The sequence below is a fragment of the Parabacteroides sp. AF17-28 genome (genome assembly GCF_003479205.1).
GTDB classification, from domain to species: Bacteria; Bacteroidota; Bacteroidia; order Bacteroidales; family Tannerellaceae; genus Parabacteroides; species Parabacteroides acidifaciens.
On the sequence record NZ_QUGV01000020.1, the window covers coordinates 30,268 to 44,739 of the forward strand.

Sequence of the window (14,472 nt, forward strand, 5' to 3'; positions counted from 1 at the left end):
TACGGCAATGTGCCAATGTGCCAATTGAGGTACTATTGTTGGCACATTGGCATATTGGCAAATTGATTCATTATTAAAATGGGATTATTTTCTTTCACACAAGAATTGGCAATGGACCTGGGGACTGCCAATACCATTATTACCTGTAATGATAAGATGGTAGTGGATGAGCCTTCGGTGATCGCTCTGGATGCTCGTTCGGAAAAGGTGTTAGCGGTAGGAAGCCAGGCACGCGCAATGTACGAAAAGACCAATCCGAATATCCGTACGGTCCGTCCGCTTCGCGAAGGTGTCATTGCTGATTTCTATGCTGCCGAGCAGATGATGCGCGGACTGATAAAGATGGCAAGCGGACGTAAACGCTGGTTTGCTCCTTCACTTCGTATGGTGATCGGCATTCCGTCGGGAAGTACGGAAGTCGAAATCCGTGCCGTACGTGACTCTGCCGAACATGCGGGCGGCCGTGAAGTCTATATGGTATTTGAACCGATGGCTGCTGCTATCGGGGTTGGAATGGATGTGTTGGCTCCCGAAGGGAATATGATTGTCGATATAGGCGGCGGTACGACCGAGATCGCTGTGATCTCATTAGGCGGTATCGTTTCCAACAAATCTATCAAGATGGCAGGCGATGACTTGACTAATGATATTGTCGAATACATGCGTCGCCAGCACAATATACGTGTCAGCGAACGTATGGCTGAGCGTATCAAGATCAATGTCGGTTCTGCTTTGAGCATTCTGGAAGATGCACCGGAAGACTTTGAAGTCTGCGGTCCGAACCAGATGACGGCTCTTCCGATGAAAGTGCCTGTTTCCTATCAGGAGATTGCACATTGCCTGGACAAATCGATTTCCAAGATCGAAGCAGCCGTGTTGAGCGCGCTTGAACAGACACCTCCCGAATTGTATGCCGATATCGTGAAGAACGGTATTTATCTGGCAGGTGGCGGTGCTTTGCTGCGTGGTATCGACAAACGTTTGCGCGATAAGATGGGCATCGAGTTCCATGTGGCAGACGATCCTCTGCATGCAGTTGCAAGAGGAACGGGGATTGCCTTGAAGAATATCGACAAGTTTAATTTCCTTATCCGGTAAATAATATGCCAATATGTCAATGTGCCAATATGCCAATTGAGGTTAGCCCGTGGGCATATTAGTCCATTGGCATATTGGCACATTAGTCTATTGGCACATTATTTATTATGCGTAAACTCCTGGATTTTTTAGTCAGAAAGAGGCATTGGTTCTTATTCATATTGCTCGAGGTTGTGTCGCTGATGCTGGTTTATCAGAATAATGCGTATCAACGGAATATCATGTTCAGTTCGGCGAATGTAATAACCGGGCATATTGCTTCTGTTTCCGGCTATGTCAGTTCTTACCTGAATTTAAGGGAGATAAACCGGGAGTTGTTGGAGCGTAACGGGGAGCTTGAAATGGAGTTGCTCGAATTGCAGGACCAACTGGATATGATGCGTGCCGATACGGTGACATTTTCCGGGTTTGCCCCTGATTCGACCGAGCATTTTCCGTATAGTTTCGTGATGGCGAATGTTGTGAATAACAGTGTTACGCATTTGTCTAATTATATTACGGTTAACAGGGGACGCAAAGATGGCGTCGAACCCGATATGGGCGTCGTTTCGGAACGGGGTGTGGTCGGGATTGTATCGACTGTTTCCGATCATTTTGCCGTAGTTATCCCTTTGTTGAATCCTAAATTCAGGTTGAGCTGCAAAGTGTTGGGAAGCAGCTATTTCGGAACTTTGAGCTGGAACGGGCGTAATGCACGGTTTGCCAACCTCGACGAATTGCCCCGTCATGTGGAATTTGAGAAAGGAGATACGATTGTAACAAGCGGTTATTCTGCTGTTTTTCCTGCCGGGATAATTGTCGGCAAAGTGGTGGATTTCGAGAAGCAGCATGATGATAACTTCTATTCGCTTGAAGTGGAGTTGGCAACTGATTTCCAGGCTTTGAACAATGTGCGCATTATAAAGAACTATCGTCAGGCGGAGCAAAAAAATATAGAGCAGGAGGCAAAAAGGAATGATTAACAATATACTGCGGGGTTTCTTTTATTTCGTGGTGTTGGTGTTGATACAGGTGTTAGTCCTGAACAACATCCATTTCCTGCGTGTGGCGACACCATTCCTGTATCTTTATTTTATACTGAAAATGCCGGTGGGGACATCGCGGACGAATGTGGTGTTTTTCTCATTCCTGATCGGGCTGGTTATCGATATCTTCTCCAATACACCGGGGATGCATGCGGCAGCTTGTACGTTCGCCGGCTTTATCCGTGAGCCATTGATCCGCTTGTTTATGGGGAAAGATCTGCCGGAAGGAATTTATCCTTCTTATAAGACATTCGGATATGGCGGTTTTTTCCGCTACACACTCTTGTTTGTAGTGATTCATCATGTGACGTTGTTCCTGATCGAGTCGCTGACGTTTTTCGACCCGTTGTTCCTGGCGCTTCGTATCGGGGCGAGTGTGGTGACGACGATTTTATTGATTTGTACGATAGAAGCATTTAATATAGAGTCCCAGAAAAGTGGAGAATAACGTGAAGTATGCACTTGAGAACAGGCGCTATGTGATTGGCGGCGCCGTTGTTCTGCTGGTTCTCATCTTTATCATCCGTCTGTTCTTCCTGCAAGTAGTGAACAACGATTATAAAGCATGGGCTGATAGTAATGCGTTTCTGAAAAAGACTTTAAACCCTTCCCGGGGTATCATCTATGACCGTAACGGGAAACTGCTGGTCTACAACCAGCCTTCCTATGAAGTCATGCTGATTATGCGCGAGATACAGCCGTTCGACACGCTTGACTTCTGCAATATCCTCAGTATCACAAAAGAACAGTTTGAAAAGCGTATAGCCGATATCAAGAACCGGAGGATTAATCCGGGTTATTCTTCTTATGTGCCGCAGGTGTTTATGAATCACCTCTCCGCACAGGAATGTGGCGTTTTACAGGAGAAGCTATATAAATTTCCGGGCTTTTATATCCAGAATCGGACGGTCCGGGAATATGAGTATCCGTATGGAGCCCATTTGTTAGGGAATATCGGGGAGGTGAATCGTGGGGATATAGAGAAAGATCCTTATTATGTGCAGGGAGATAACTCCGGACGTTCAGGGGTAGAACAGTCCTATGAAAAGGTCTTGCGGGGCGTTAAGGGTGTTGAGATTCTGCTACGGGATGCACATGGACGTATAAAAGGACGTTATGAAGAGGGACGGCACGATGTGGCTCCCGTTTCCGGAAAGAACCTGACACTTTCCATCGATATGGAACTGCAGGCATTGGGTGAGAAACTGATGCGTAATAAAAGAGGAAGTATTGTCATGATCGAGCCTGAGACAGGCGAAGTCCTGTGTATGGTTTCTTCTCCGACCTACGATCCCAGCTTATTGGTTGGGCGTCAGCGGGGAAAGAACCATGTGATGCTGGCAAAGAATTCGGATACGCCTTTGCTGAACCGTGCCATTATGGGGAAATACCCTCCGGGATCGACTTTCAAACCGACTCAGGCACTCACTTTCCTGCAAGAAGGAGTGATTACGACAGAAACGCTGTACACTTGTGCACATGGATATACAGGTTCCAGAAACGGAAAACCGGCTTGTCACGGTCATGCCTCTCCTTTGAATGTGACGTATGCGCTGGCAACTTCCTGTAACTCCTTTTTCTGTTGGGGCTTGCGTGATATGATCGACAGTCGGAAACGTTATCCGAATGTAGAAGAGGCTTTTGAAGTCTGGAAGGACTATCTGGTTTCAATGGGATACGGATACCAGTTAGGTGTGGATTTGCCAAGTGAGAAAAGAGGCTTTATTCCGAATAGCAAATACTATGATAAGTATTACAGCCGCTGGAGTTCCAGTACGATCATTTCGATCGCAATCGGGCAAGGAGAAGTCTTGGCAACTCCTTTGCAGATCTGTAACCTGGCGGCGACCATTGCCAACCGGGGCTATTTTGTCACTCCGCATGTTGTGAAGGAAATACAGGATATGCCGCTGGATACGCTTTATACCGAGAAACGGCATACGATGGTTGAACGTAAGAACTACGAGATCGTGGCTGAAGGTATGCGGAATGCCGTTATAGGAGGAACTTGCCGGGGTGCAGCCATTCCGGGTATTGAAGTTTGCGGTAAGACCGGTACGGCCGAGAACCCGCATGGGAAAGACCATTCGGCCTTTATCGGGTTTGCTCCTTACCAGAATCCGAAAGTAGCTATCTGCGTCTATGTGGAAAACGGCGGGTTCGGCGCTACTTACGGTGTGCCGATAGGCAAGCTGATGATGGAGAAGTATCTGAAGGGTGAGATATCAGAAGAAAATAAACTGCTGGAAGAGACGATGTCGAATGCAGTAGTATCACCAAACGTTTTATCTTTACCGAATCGTGAATTATAGAAGGAAGACTGAAATATGGAAGACAGTAGACTGGTGGACGATCCTGCTGTATGTGATTCTGATCGTGGCCGGTTGGTTCAGCATCTGTGGCGCCAGCTATGAGTTCGACAACGTGGGGTTGTTCGATCCGTCGGGCCGCCCCGGCTCCCAGTTGATCTGGATGGGGCTGTCGTTCGGGCTGATCTTTGTGATATTGATGTTGGAGAGCGAGTTTTATGATGTATTTGCCTATCTGATATATGCGGCTATCATTGTCTTGCTGATCGCGACAATCTTTCTGGCTCCCAATATAAAAGGCTCCCATTCATGGCTCGTTTTAGGGCCTATCCGGTTGCAACCGGCGGAGTTTGCCAAGTTTGCGACGGCGCTTGCAGTAGCCAAAGTGATGAATACGTATGGCTTCAAGTTAACTACGCCCAAAAACTTTATCCTGGTGTTGACACTGATCTTCCTGCCGATGGTTTGTATTTTGTTACAGCAGGAAACTGGTTCGGCACTGGTTTATCTGGCTTTCTTTCTTATGTTGTACAGGGAGGGAATGTCCGGGTATATTCTTTTGGCGGGAGTTTGTGCGGTTATTTTCTTTGTGACCAGTATGAAATTCTCGGATGTAACGGTCGGTGCGACGGCGTTGGGCGAATTACTTGTTTCTTCTATGATCCTGCTGATTACGGTTATCTTGGTGCAGGTGGAGAGAAAAGATACCCGTGCCGTGCAGATTATGTTGGCTGCGACGGCAGTTGCCTTTCTGGGAGGATATGTTGCGTCTTTCTTTGTTCCGGTCGATTATTCCTGGATATCGATGGGGCTGGTCTTACTGATTGCCTGCTACCTGATTTTCCTGTCTGTCCGCAACTGGGTCTGGCATTATGTGCTGATTGCCGTTTTTGCGTTAGGATCGTTGGCTTTCATGTATTCCGTGGACTATGTGTTTACGGATATATTGGAGCCTCATCAGCAGGTGCGTATCAAGGTCTCGTTGGGTTTGGAGGATGATCCGAGTGGTGCCGGTTATAATGTAAACCAGTCGAAGATCGCAATCGGTTCGGGTGGACTTTCCGGAAAAGGTTTCTTGAACGGTACGCAGACTAAGTTGAAATATGTGCCGGAACAGGATACTGACTTTATCTTTTGTACGGTGGGAGAGGAACAGGGATTTGTCGGCGCTTCCATCGTCTTGTTGCTGTTTGCCGTTCTGATCCTGCGCCTGATAGCATTGGCCGAGCGGCAGAGTTCCACGTTTAACCGGGTGTACGGATATAGTGTCGCCTCTATTTTCTTTTTCCATTTGGTGATTAATATAGGCATGGTGACAGGACTTACGCCTGTAATTGGCATTCCGCTTCCGTTTTTCAGTTACGGCGGCTCCTCCCTCTGGGGATTTACTATTCTTCTCTTTATCTTCCTTCGCCTGGATGCTTCCCGCCGGGAACGGTAGTACTACTTGGACGGACTGACCGAGAACCCGATTTCCTGTATGCCTTTCAGAGCATCGTCGCGCATTCCCTGGCGGAAGCTGAAGGTATATTGTCCCGCATGCGGGAATTTGTATTGCGTATGGATGGGAAAACTGCTTTGATATAAAGAGATACCATGTCCGTACCATTTGCCGAACTCATCGGCAAGCACACATTCGATCGTATCGCGGCGGAGCGGACCGATCGGTTGTTCTTCGTTACAGAAAATCCATAAGTTTTGATAGGGATACAGATTGTTGTTCCTTACTTTCAGCGTCAGATCGTAAGGTACGGATATATCTTCCACCTCGAAGGTGAAATAATATTCCTTGTCCTTTTCCCACGTGGTCTTATCGATTGCCTGGTATTGGTCGTACAAGGCTTCGTTCTCGCAGGAAAAGAACAGGGAACAAATCAATGCGGCAATGATTCCTTTAAGCTTCTGGCTTCGTATCCGGCTTGCTTTCCGGTTTAGTTTCCGGTTTTGCAGCAGGCTTAGCTTGTTGCTGAGGTTTGTCATTATTCGGTTGCTTATCGTTGTTTACTCGATTAGGACGCTGTCTGTTACGGTTGTTCTCGCGATTGTTATCCCGGTTTTCCCGATTATTCTCGCGATTGCCGCGTTCCTTGTTGTTATCCCGGGGCTCCCGATTTTCGCGTGGTTCCCGGTTTTCGCGGTTCCCGTTACGATTCCCGCTTCTACTGTTGCGGTTTCCGTTTTTGTTTTCGCCGCCGTTGTTGCTGTTAGCCTTTTCTCCGTTGGACGGTTTGTTGTTTCCTTCGTTACCGGCTGTTGCATCTTTCGGTTGGTTATCCCTATTGCCGTTAGCTTCCTTGTTTCCGTTTCCGTTCCGTTTCTTTTTCTTCTTTTTCAGGGAAGAGTCGAAGCGGGTGACGCTGTCCTGTCCCAGAATATCCTGCGCATCGCGTTTAGGCGGTTGCGGTTTGGTATCGGCTTCGAGCGTAACGGGTTTCGTCCCTTTTTTGTTCATATTGATCACATCGAAAGCACGGTCGGCAGAGATGGTAACCAGGTTGGCAGCAAATGACTTGTCCGTAGAATAGGTGATTTCCCGTTTGAAGATATCCGTTTTGAAATGATAATAGTTATTGTCTTTCGTTTCCAGCACCACTTCACGGGAAGGCAGGCGTTTTTGTGCTTCCACATAGGCATCCACTTCGTAGTTGATACAGCATTTCAGCTTGGCACATTGTCCGGCCAGCTTTTGCGGGTTCATAGAGATGTCCTGATAGCGTGCAGCACCGGTAGCTACGGATACAAAGCTTGTCATCCAGCTGGAACAGCACAACTCGCGTCCACAAGGTCCGATACCTCCGATACGTCCGGCTTCCTGGCGGGCACCGATCTGCTTCATTTCGATACGCACCCGGAATGCTTCGGCCAGTACTTTGATCAGCTGGCGGAAGTCCACACGCTCGTCGGCAATGTAATAGAAGATCGCCTTATTGCCGTCTCCCTGGTATTCCACGTCACCGATTTTCATGTTCAGCCCGAGGTCGGCGGCAATCTGCCGGGAACGGATCATAGTTGCATGTTCCTTAGCTTTTGCCTCCTCGTATTTCTCAATGTCGGTCGGTTTGGCTTTGCGATAGACTTTCTTGGGCTCGTTTCCTTCGCCGGTGCGGACATTGTTCTTTTTCATCTGGAGAAGAACCAGTTTTCCGGTCAGTGTGACGGTCCCGATGTCATGTCCGGGACTGGCTTCAACTGCGACTATATCTCCTTTTTCCAGAGGAATTTTAGAACTGTTGAGATAATACCCTTTGCGGGTATTTTTGAACTGGACTTCTACATAATCGGTTGCGTTTGCCGCATCGGGCACATCGCAAAGCCAATCGTAGGTGTTCAGTTTATTATTTTGTATTTTGCTGCATCCTTTTTTACCCATGCAGCAACTTCCTGTATTTAATTTGAAATCCATTTGTCTGGTATATATAATGTTTATTGCGCGTACAATTACGCAAAAATAGTCAAAATATTTGGTTTGTAGCAAATGATGCATGAATTATAAAGAGAAAGGGCAAAACAGAGTACTCCGTTTTGCCCTTTCCGATATCATTATCAGCTCTGATTTTAGTCGACCAGACCGTGACTTTTGAATACTTTATGAATAGCTTCCAATGCGTAATCAAGCTGCTCTTTTGTATGAGTAGCCATCAGCGAGAAGCGGATCAACGTATCTTCCGAAGCAACCGCCGGTGCAACAACCGGATTTACGAAGACTCCGGCTTCAAACAATTCCTTAACAATAAGGAATGTCAAGTCGTTGTCACGGATGAACAGCGGGATGATCGGAGTCGATGTATGTCCGATTTCACAACCCATGCTACGGAAACCTTCCAATGCGTAGTGGGTCAGATCCCATAAGTGCTGGATGCGTTCCGGTTCGCTCAACATGATATCCAGCGCGGCATCTGCGGCAGCAGTAGCGGCAGGCGTATTACTTGCACTGAAGATATAAGAACGGGAGTGGTGGCGGAGGTAGTTGATGATCGATTCGTCGGCAGCAATGAATCCGCCGATAGAAGCGAACGATTTACTGAATGTACCCATGATCAGGTCGACATCGTTTGTCACGCCGAAATGGTTACAGGTTCCGCGGCCGTGATCTCCGAAAACACCTAATCCGTGTGCTTCGTCAACCATGACGCTTGCATTGTATTTCTTTGCTAATTCAACGATTCCCGGAAGGTTGGCAACATCTCCTTCCATACTGAACACGCCATCGGTGACAATCAGTTTCACCTTGTCCGGCTCGCATTTCTGGAGTTGCTTTTCCAGCGAATCCATATCGTTGTGCTTAAACTTCAGCTTAGTGGAGAATGAAAGACGGTGTCCTTCAATGATAGATGCGTGGTCCAGTTCATCCCAAAGAATGTAGTCTTCACGTCCTGTCAGGCAGGAAACAACACCTAAATTCACTTGAAATCCTGTAGAATACACAATTGCGTCTTCTTTTCCGACAAATTCCGCCAGACGTTTTTCTAACTGAATGTGCAAATCCAGCGTTCCGTTCAGGAAGCGTGAACCGGCACAACCCGTACCATATTTTTTAATGGCATCAATTGCCGCCTCTTTTACTTTCGGATGATTCGTCAAGCCTAAGTAGGCATTGGAACCAAACATCAGAACCTTTTTACCGCTGATCATTACTTCTGTATCCTGATCACTTTCAATCATTCTGAAGTATGGGTAAATTCCTGCGGCCATAGCTCGCTGAGGTGCATCGTACTTTGATAGTTTCTCTTGTAAAAGTTTCATATTATAATTAACAGAGAATGATTTTCTCGCTACGTTGTTACTCTAAAAGATCTCAGGTTTACCGCCTACATAAATATCTATGTTTCGGCAAATCCAGCTGCAAAAGTAGTAAAAAAATAACTTATAGTAGCCGAAATGCTTTAAAAGTTTTACAAAAGCATTATTTTTGTCCTTTCAAAATAAGTAACAACAAGGATGGAGGGACAATCAATCAGTATACAGGCCATAATAAACCCGATTTCGGGTGTCGGTTCGAAGAGAAAGATTCCGAAAATGATCGAACGTGCGTTCGCAAGGGAGAATTGTTCTGTGGAAATCTCTTTTACCGAATATCCCGGTCATGCCAGCGAGCTGACGCGGCAGGCTATCGATAAAGGCGTTAATTGCGTGATTGCTGTCGGGGGTGACGGGACTGTAAATGAGATTGCCCGTGCCATGATCCATTCGGACGCCGTGTTGGGAATTATCCCGAAAGGTTCGGGAAACGGCCTGGCACGCGAATTGCATATTCCGATGGATGTGCGCCGTGCGATCGACCTGATCAGAAAAGGACATATTTCGACAATCGACTGTTGCAAGGCAAACGGACGTATCTTTTTCTGTACCTGCGGAGTCGGATTCGATGCGGCGGTCAGCCAGAAGTTTGCCGGTGAGAAACGCCGCGGTTCGCTTACTTATATAAAGAATACGGTAGAAGAATACCTGAGTTACCAGCCGGAACCTTACGAACTGCAGATCGACAGCCAGACAGTCAAGGAAAAGGCTTTCCTGGTTGCTTGCGGCAATGCTTCCCAATACGGGAATAATGCCTTTATCGCTCCCCACGCCAACATACAGGACGGAAAGATGGATATCACCATCCTTTCTCCTTTTGGTCCGCTGGACATTGCTCCGCTGGCCATCCAACTGTTTACCAAACAGATCGACCGTAACAGCAAAATCAAGACATTCACGGGAAAAGAGGTGACGATTATCCGCCAGAAACCGGGAGTCATGCACCTCGACGGCGAGCCGATCATGGCGGACAGCCGTATTGAAATATCAATTCTTCCCAAATCATTGAACGTATTGACGCCCGAAACTGTTTCATTTACGGCAGAGGTACAGAATTTGTTTGGCGAAGTAACCCGTTTCTTCGATAAGAAACTTCCTTACATCTTCAGATAAAAATCTTTGGTCAGCCGGATGTATTCGTCCGTGTATTGATGCCTTGCAATTTCGATGGTCAGCCGGCCGGTCAGCATGGGCGATGCAGATGGTTCGGCTGTCAGCTCGATCAGGATGCGTTTCGGTTGTGCGCCGGGTACGGGGATAACTGAAATTTCCTTTGAAGGAAAAAGATTTTCCTTTCGGATGCACTCCGTGAGGTACTCTTTCCGGTCGTAAGGCAGGATGAGGGCCAGGTGTCCTCCGGGGGCAAGCAGTGCGCGGCTGTCGTGCAGCAACTTATCCAAAGGAAGGGTGTCCGTATGGCGGGCCATGCTGCGTTGTCCGTCCGGACATTTCAGCGAATCGGCGAAATAAGGGGGATTGGAAACGATCAGATCATATTTGCGGGTGGCTACGGATGCAAAATCTGCCAGTGCGGAATGGATGACATGTATCCGTCCGGCAAAGGGAGAGGCTTCCACATTTTCCTCTGCCTGCAAACAGGCTTCGGCATCTATGTCGATTGCGTCGATATCAGCCTTGCTGCGTTGTGCCAGCATCAGGGCGATCAGTCCGGTCCCCGTACCGATATCCAAGATACGGTTGCATCCCTTGGTGCCTGCCCATGCGCCGAGCAAAACACCGTCGGTTCCTACCTTCATCGCGCACTTATCGTGGCGGATGGTAAACTGTTTGAATTGAAAATAGGGGTTCGGCATGTTTTTATATTTCAACTTTCAACTGCAAAAGTAGTCGGTTTGAGTTAAAAATAGTAACTTTGGCACGTTTATTGTACAAAATAGAACTGCGGGCGATAAGAATATTCCGCAACTATGATAAAGAATATATGAAGAGAGATAAAATGACGATGTTTGCCGAGGAGTCTTACAACGATCTGGATGATAACATAGGTATTGTAATGCCTATCCTGACGGAATGTGACGTTGATGAAGACTTTACTGAGGGAGTAGAAAAAGTAGGGGAAGAATTGCCAATCCTTCCGCTTCGGAATATGGTATTGTTTCCTGGCGTAGCCATGCCGGTTATGATCGGACGCCCTAAATCTATGCGCCTTATCAAGGAGGCTGTCCATAAGAAAAAACTGATAGGTGTTGTTTGCCAGAAGGATATGAATACGGAAGATCCGGGAATAGATGACCTGTATCCGACCGGAGTAGTTGCCGATATCGTTCGCGTGCTGGAAATGCCGGACGGGACGACGACTGTAATCCTGCAAGGTAAAAAACGGTTCGAACTGCAAGAACTCTCTGCTACCGATCCTTATCTGATCGGGAAAATCAAGTTGCAGGAAGATGTTATGCCGGATAAATCCGACCGGGAATTTGAAGCGCTTATTTCAACAATCAAAGACTTGACGATCAAGATGCTCGGAGCTGTATCAGAACCTCCCCGCGATTTGATCTTTTCAATAAAGAATAATAAGAATGTCCTTTACCTGATTAATTTCTCCTGTAGCAATATCCCCAGCGGATCGGCTGAAAAACAGGAATTGCTGTTGATCGGCAATCTGAAGGATCGGGCGTACCGCCTTCTGTTCATCCTGAACCGCGAATATCAGTTGGTGGAATTGAAAAACTCCATCCAGATGAAAACGCACGAGGATATCAACCAGCAACAAAAGGAATACTTCCTCCAGCAGCAGATCAAGACGATCCAGGAAGAACTGGGCGGCAATATCAACGAACTGGAGATAAAGGAACTGCGCGAGAAGGCGGCAAAAAAGAAATGGTCGCCTGTCGTAGCCGAAGCTTTCGAGAAAGAGGTGCGTAAACTGGAACGTCTGCATCCGCAATCGCCGGATTTCTCTATACAGACACAATATGTGCAGACAATCATCAACCTGCCCTGGAACGAGTTCAGCAAGGATAACTTCAATCTGGCTCATGCCCAGAAGGTGTTGGACCGCGATCATTACGGACTGGAGAAGGTGAAGGAACGTATCATCGAACACTTAGCTGTGTTGAAACTGAAGGGAGATATGAAATCGCCCATCATCTGCCTGTATGGCCCTCCGGGAGTAGGTAAGACTTCGCTCGGAAAATCCATTGCGGAAGCATTGCACCGCAAGTATGTCCGGGTTTCATTGGGTGGCCTGCACGATGAGGCGGAGATACGCGGCCACCGTCGTACCTATATCGGTGCGATGTCGGGACGTATCATCCAGAACCTGCAAAAAGCCGGAACATCCAATCCTGTCTTTATCCTTGACGAGATCGATAAGGTGACGAACGACTTCAAGGGTGACCCTGCCTCTGCTTTGCTCGAGGTGTTGGACCCGGAACAGAACAACGCATTCCACGATAACTATTTAGATATAGACTACGACCTGAGCAAGGTTATGTTTATCGCAACTGCCAATAATCTGAATACGATTTCCCAGCCGTTGCTGGATCGTATGGAACTGATCGAGGTGAGCGGTTACATCATGGAGGAAAAAGTCGAGATTGCAGCCCGCCACCTTGTTCCGAAACAGTTGGAGATTCACGGCTTGCCGAAGGGTAAAGTGAAGTTCCCGAAAAAGACTTTGCAGGCTATAATCGAGTCTTATACCCGCGAAAGCGGTGTGCGCGAGTTGGATAAGAAGATTGCCAAGATCATGCGTAAGCTGGCCCGCAAGCTGGCGGGAGACGAGTCGCTCCCGGCACAGATCCGCCCGGAAGATTTGCATGAATATTTAGGGGCTGTCGAATACACCCGCGATAAATACCAGGGCAATGACTATGCCGGTGTCGTGACCGGTCTTGCCTGGACGGCTGTCGGCGGCGAGATCCTGTTCGTTGAATCCAGCTTGAGCAAGGGAAAGGGCTCGAAGCTCACTTTGACAGGTAATTTAGGAGATGTGATGAAAGAATCTGCCATGTTGGCACTCGAGTATATCCATTCGCATGCCGGACTGTTCGATATCAACGAAGAAATGTTTGAAAACTGGAATGTCCATGTCCACGTGCCCGAAGGAGCTATTCCGAAAGATGGTCCGAGTGCCGGTATTACGATGGTTACTTCGTTGGTGTCTGCCTTTACGCAACGTAAAGTACGCAGTAACCTGGCTATGACCGGCGAGATCACGTTGCGTGGCAAGGTGCTTCCGGTTGGCGGCATCAAGGAAAAGATTCTGGCTGCCAAACGTGCAGGTATCAAAGAACTGATCCTCTGTAAGGAAAACCAAAAGGATATCGACGAGATCAAGCCCGATTACCTGAAAGGCCTGACTTTCCACTATGTGGAAGACATCCGTCAGGTGGTTGACCTGGCTTTGCTGAAAGAGAAGGTGGCGAATCCGCTGTTCTGATAAACGCCGGTCCTCTATTGCATGTTACGGCTGTATTCTTTGCATGTCACAACTGTCTTCCTACTATGTTACAGTTGGATTTCTTTTGTTTCACGGCTGTGACATGAATAGCGGGTAGGTATGGAGGGGGCGCACATCCCGCATCATTCATTCTATCTGCCGGGTTATTCCTTCCTTTACGGCACATAGCCCCATGCTGCAGGCTCTCTTTTTAGAGCTTAGAGGCAATGTCTATTCCTCAGTAGACTTTATCCCTTTAATAAGGTTGCTTGTAAAATACACAAAGAGGCGTACCGGAATCCGATACGCCTCTTTGTTATATGGTTCAGTTTAATCTGGCTTATTCTTTTGTCTCTTCAGCCGGAGTTTCTTCTGCCGCCGGTTCTTCCGGGGTGAAATCTGTGATGCCGGCACCGATCAGGATGTTATACCAGGAGATCAGTTTCTTGATGTCGCTCGGGTAAACGCGTTCGCGGTCGAAGGTCGGAAGAACTTCTGCGAAATAGGCACGCAGTTCGTCCGGTTTAGCGGAGGTAGGGATCGATGCTTTCTCTCCGTTTTCCTTATTCTTGACACTGGTCAGCACTTCATGCAAAGGCACTTCCGCGTCATCGGTGTAAATCGCGATGTCTCCCAGTGAGATTACTTTATCTTTTGCGTATGCAGGAACTCTTTTCTTGTCTGCTAACGACTCAACAATCAGCATGTTTTTCCCATGGGAAACCAATTTAAACAATCCCGGTTTACCCGAGATAGACAAAATCGTCTTCAACATAATACTTCGTTTTTCTAAATAGTGTTTAACTTTCGTGCTGCAAATGTAGTATAACTGACGGGA

12 protein-coding genes are annotated in these 14,472 nt (G+C 47.5%); 7 read left to right on the forward strand and 5 right to left on the reverse strand.

The window, feature by feature from the left end:
* The first annotated feature begins 78 nt into the window (after positions 1-78).
* The 5 genes from DWW90_RS14325 to rodA all read left to right on the forward strand — a co-directional run bounded on the left by DWW90_RS14325 (position 79) and on the right by rodA (position 5,873).
* Positions 79-1,098 (forward strand): rod shape-determining protein, encoded by a 1,020-nt coding sequence (locus DWW90_RS14325; protein ID WP_115499886.1) that lies wholly within the window; start codon positions 79-81, stop codon positions 1,096-1,098.
* A 107-nt stretch (positions 1,099-1,205) separates the two neighbouring features.
* Complete coding sequence (mreC, locus tag DWW90_RS14330; protein WP_115499885.1) at positions 1,206-2,060, forward strand: rod shape-determining protein MreC; 855 nt, start codon at positions 1,206-1,208, stop codon at positions 2,058-2,060.
* Positions 2,053-2,571 carry a rod shape-determining protein MreD gene (mreD, locus tag DWW90_RS14335; protein ID WP_115499884.1) on the forward strand — a complete coding sequence of 173 codons (519 nt, stop codon included), beginning with the start codon at positions 2,053-2,055 and terminating at the stop codon, positions 2,569-2,571. The genes mreC and mreD overlap by 8 nt, the downstream gene beginning before the upstream one ends.
* Positions 2,561-4,435 (forward strand): penicillin-binding protein 2, encoded by a 1,875-nt coding sequence (mrdA, locus tag DWW90_RS14340; RefSeq protein WP_122345449.1) that lies wholly within the window; start codon positions 2,561-2,563, stop codon positions 4,433-4,435. The genes mreD and mrdA overlap by 11 nt, the downstream gene beginning before the upstream one ends.
* Positions 4,425-5,873, forward strand: coding sequence for a rod shape-determining protein RodA (gene rodA, locus DWW90_RS14345; RefSeq protein ID WP_115499882.1), 1,449 nt, complete (start codon positions 4,425-4,427; stop codon positions 5,871-5,873). The genes mrdA and rodA overlap by 11 nt, the downstream gene beginning before the upstream one ends.
* 2 nt (positions 5,874-5,875) lie before the next feature.
* Here rodA and gldH read toward each other — a convergent pair whose 3' ends face one another.
* From gldH to DWW90_RS14360, 3 genes are all read right to left on the reverse strand, one after another.
* Positions 5,876-6,412, reverse strand: a complete 537-nt coding sequence (gldH, locus tag DWW90_RS14350; RefSeq protein ID WP_122331335.1) for a gliding motility lipoprotein GldH — start codon at positions 6,410-6,412, stop codon at positions 5,876-5,878.
* Positions 6,327-7,835, reverse strand: coding sequence for a regulatory iron-sulfur-containing complex subunit RicT (locus DWW90_RS14355; RefSeq protein ID WP_122345450.1), 1,509 nt, complete (start codon positions 7,833-7,835; stop codon positions 6,327-6,329). Before DWW90_RS14355 ends, gldH begins: the two co-directional genes overlap by 86 nt.
* 152 nt (positions 7,836-7,987) lie before the next feature.
* Positions 7,988-9,175: an aminotransferase class I/II-fold pyridoxal phosphate-dependent enzyme gene (locus DWW90_RS14360; protein ID WP_122345451.1), complete on the reverse strand. Its 1,188-nt coding sequence runs from the start codon at positions 9,173-9,175 to the stop codon at positions 7,988-7,990.
* A 195-nt stretch (positions 9,176-9,370) separates the two neighbouring features.
* On the opposite strand from DWW90_RS14360, the gene DWW90_RS14365 reads away from it, so the two are divergent.
* Positions 9,371-10,342 (forward strand): diacylglycerol kinase family protein, encoded by a 972-nt coding sequence (locus tag DWW90_RS14365; RefSeq protein WP_115499879.1) that lies wholly within the window; start codon positions 9,371-9,373, stop codon positions 10,340-10,342.
* On the opposite strand, the gene DWW90_RS14370 is transcribed toward DWW90_RS14365, so the two are convergent.
* The gene (locus DWW90_RS14370; RefSeq protein WP_122345452.1) at positions 10,327-11,043 is read right to left on the reverse strand and encodes a tRNA1(Val) (adenine(37)-N6)-methyltransferase; all 717 of its coding nucleotides are present in this window, start codon (positions 11,041-11,043) and stop codon (positions 10,327-10,329) included. The two genes, DWW90_RS14365 and DWW90_RS14370, sit on opposite strands and share 16 nt — an antisense overlap.
* Positions 11,044-11,171: 128 nt before the next feature.
* On the opposite strand from DWW90_RS14370, the gene lon reads away from it, so the two are divergent.
* A complete protein-coding gene (lon, locus tag DWW90_RS14375; RefSeq protein ID WP_115499915.1) occupies positions 11,172-13,634 on the forward strand; it encodes an endopeptidase La in 2,463 nt (820 codons plus the stop codon).
* 340 nt (positions 13,635-13,974) lie between these two features.
* On the opposite strand, the gene DWW90_RS14380 is transcribed toward lon, so the two are convergent.
* Entirely contained in the window at positions 13,975-14,409 is a 435-nt protein-coding gene (locus DWW90_RS14380; RefSeq protein ID WP_115499914.1) for a DUF5606 domain-containing protein, read from the reverse strand.
* Positions 14,410-14,472: the final 63 nt, after the last annotated feature.

Bases quoted from the DNA above. Each gene is read 5' to 3' on its own strand.
- DWW90_RS14325 (WP_115499886.1), top strand. From the start codon at position 79: ATGGGATTATTTTCTTTCACACAAGAATTGGCAATGGACCTGGGGACT.
- mreC (WP_115499885.1), top strand. From the start codon at position 1,206: ATGCGTAAACTCCTGGATTTTTTAGTCAGAAAGAGGCATTGGTTCTTA.
- mreD (WP_115499884.1), top strand. From the start codon at position 2,053: ATGATTAACAATATACTGCGGGGTTTCTTTTATTTCGTGGTGTTGGTG.
- gldH (WP_122331335.1), bottom strand. From the start codon at position 6,412: ATGACAAACCTCAGCAACAAGCTAAGCCTGCTGCAAAACCGGAAACTA.
- DWW90_RS14355 (WP_122345450.1), bottom strand. From the start codon at position 7,835: ATGGATTTCAAATTAAATACAGGAAGTTGCTGCATGGGTAAAAAAGGA.
- DWW90_RS14360 (WP_122345451.1), bottom strand. From the start codon at position 9,175: ATGAAACTTTTACAAGAGAAACTATCAAAGTACGATGCACCTCAGCGA.
- DWW90_RS14365 (WP_115499879.1), top strand. From the start codon at position 9,371: ATGGAGGGACAATCAATCAGTATACAGGCCATAATAAACCCGATTTCG.
- DWW90_RS14370 (WP_122345452.1), bottom strand. From the start codon at position 11,043: ATGCCGAACCCCTATTTTCAATTCAAACAGTTTACCATCCGCCACGAT.
- lon (WP_115499915.1), top strand. From the start codon at position 11,172: ATGAAGAGAGATAAAATGACGATGTTTGCCGAGGAGTCTTACAACGAT.
- DWW90_RS14380 (WP_115499914.1), bottom strand. From the start codon at position 14,409: ATGTTGAAGACGATTTTGTCTATCTCGGGTAAACCGGGATTGTTTAAA.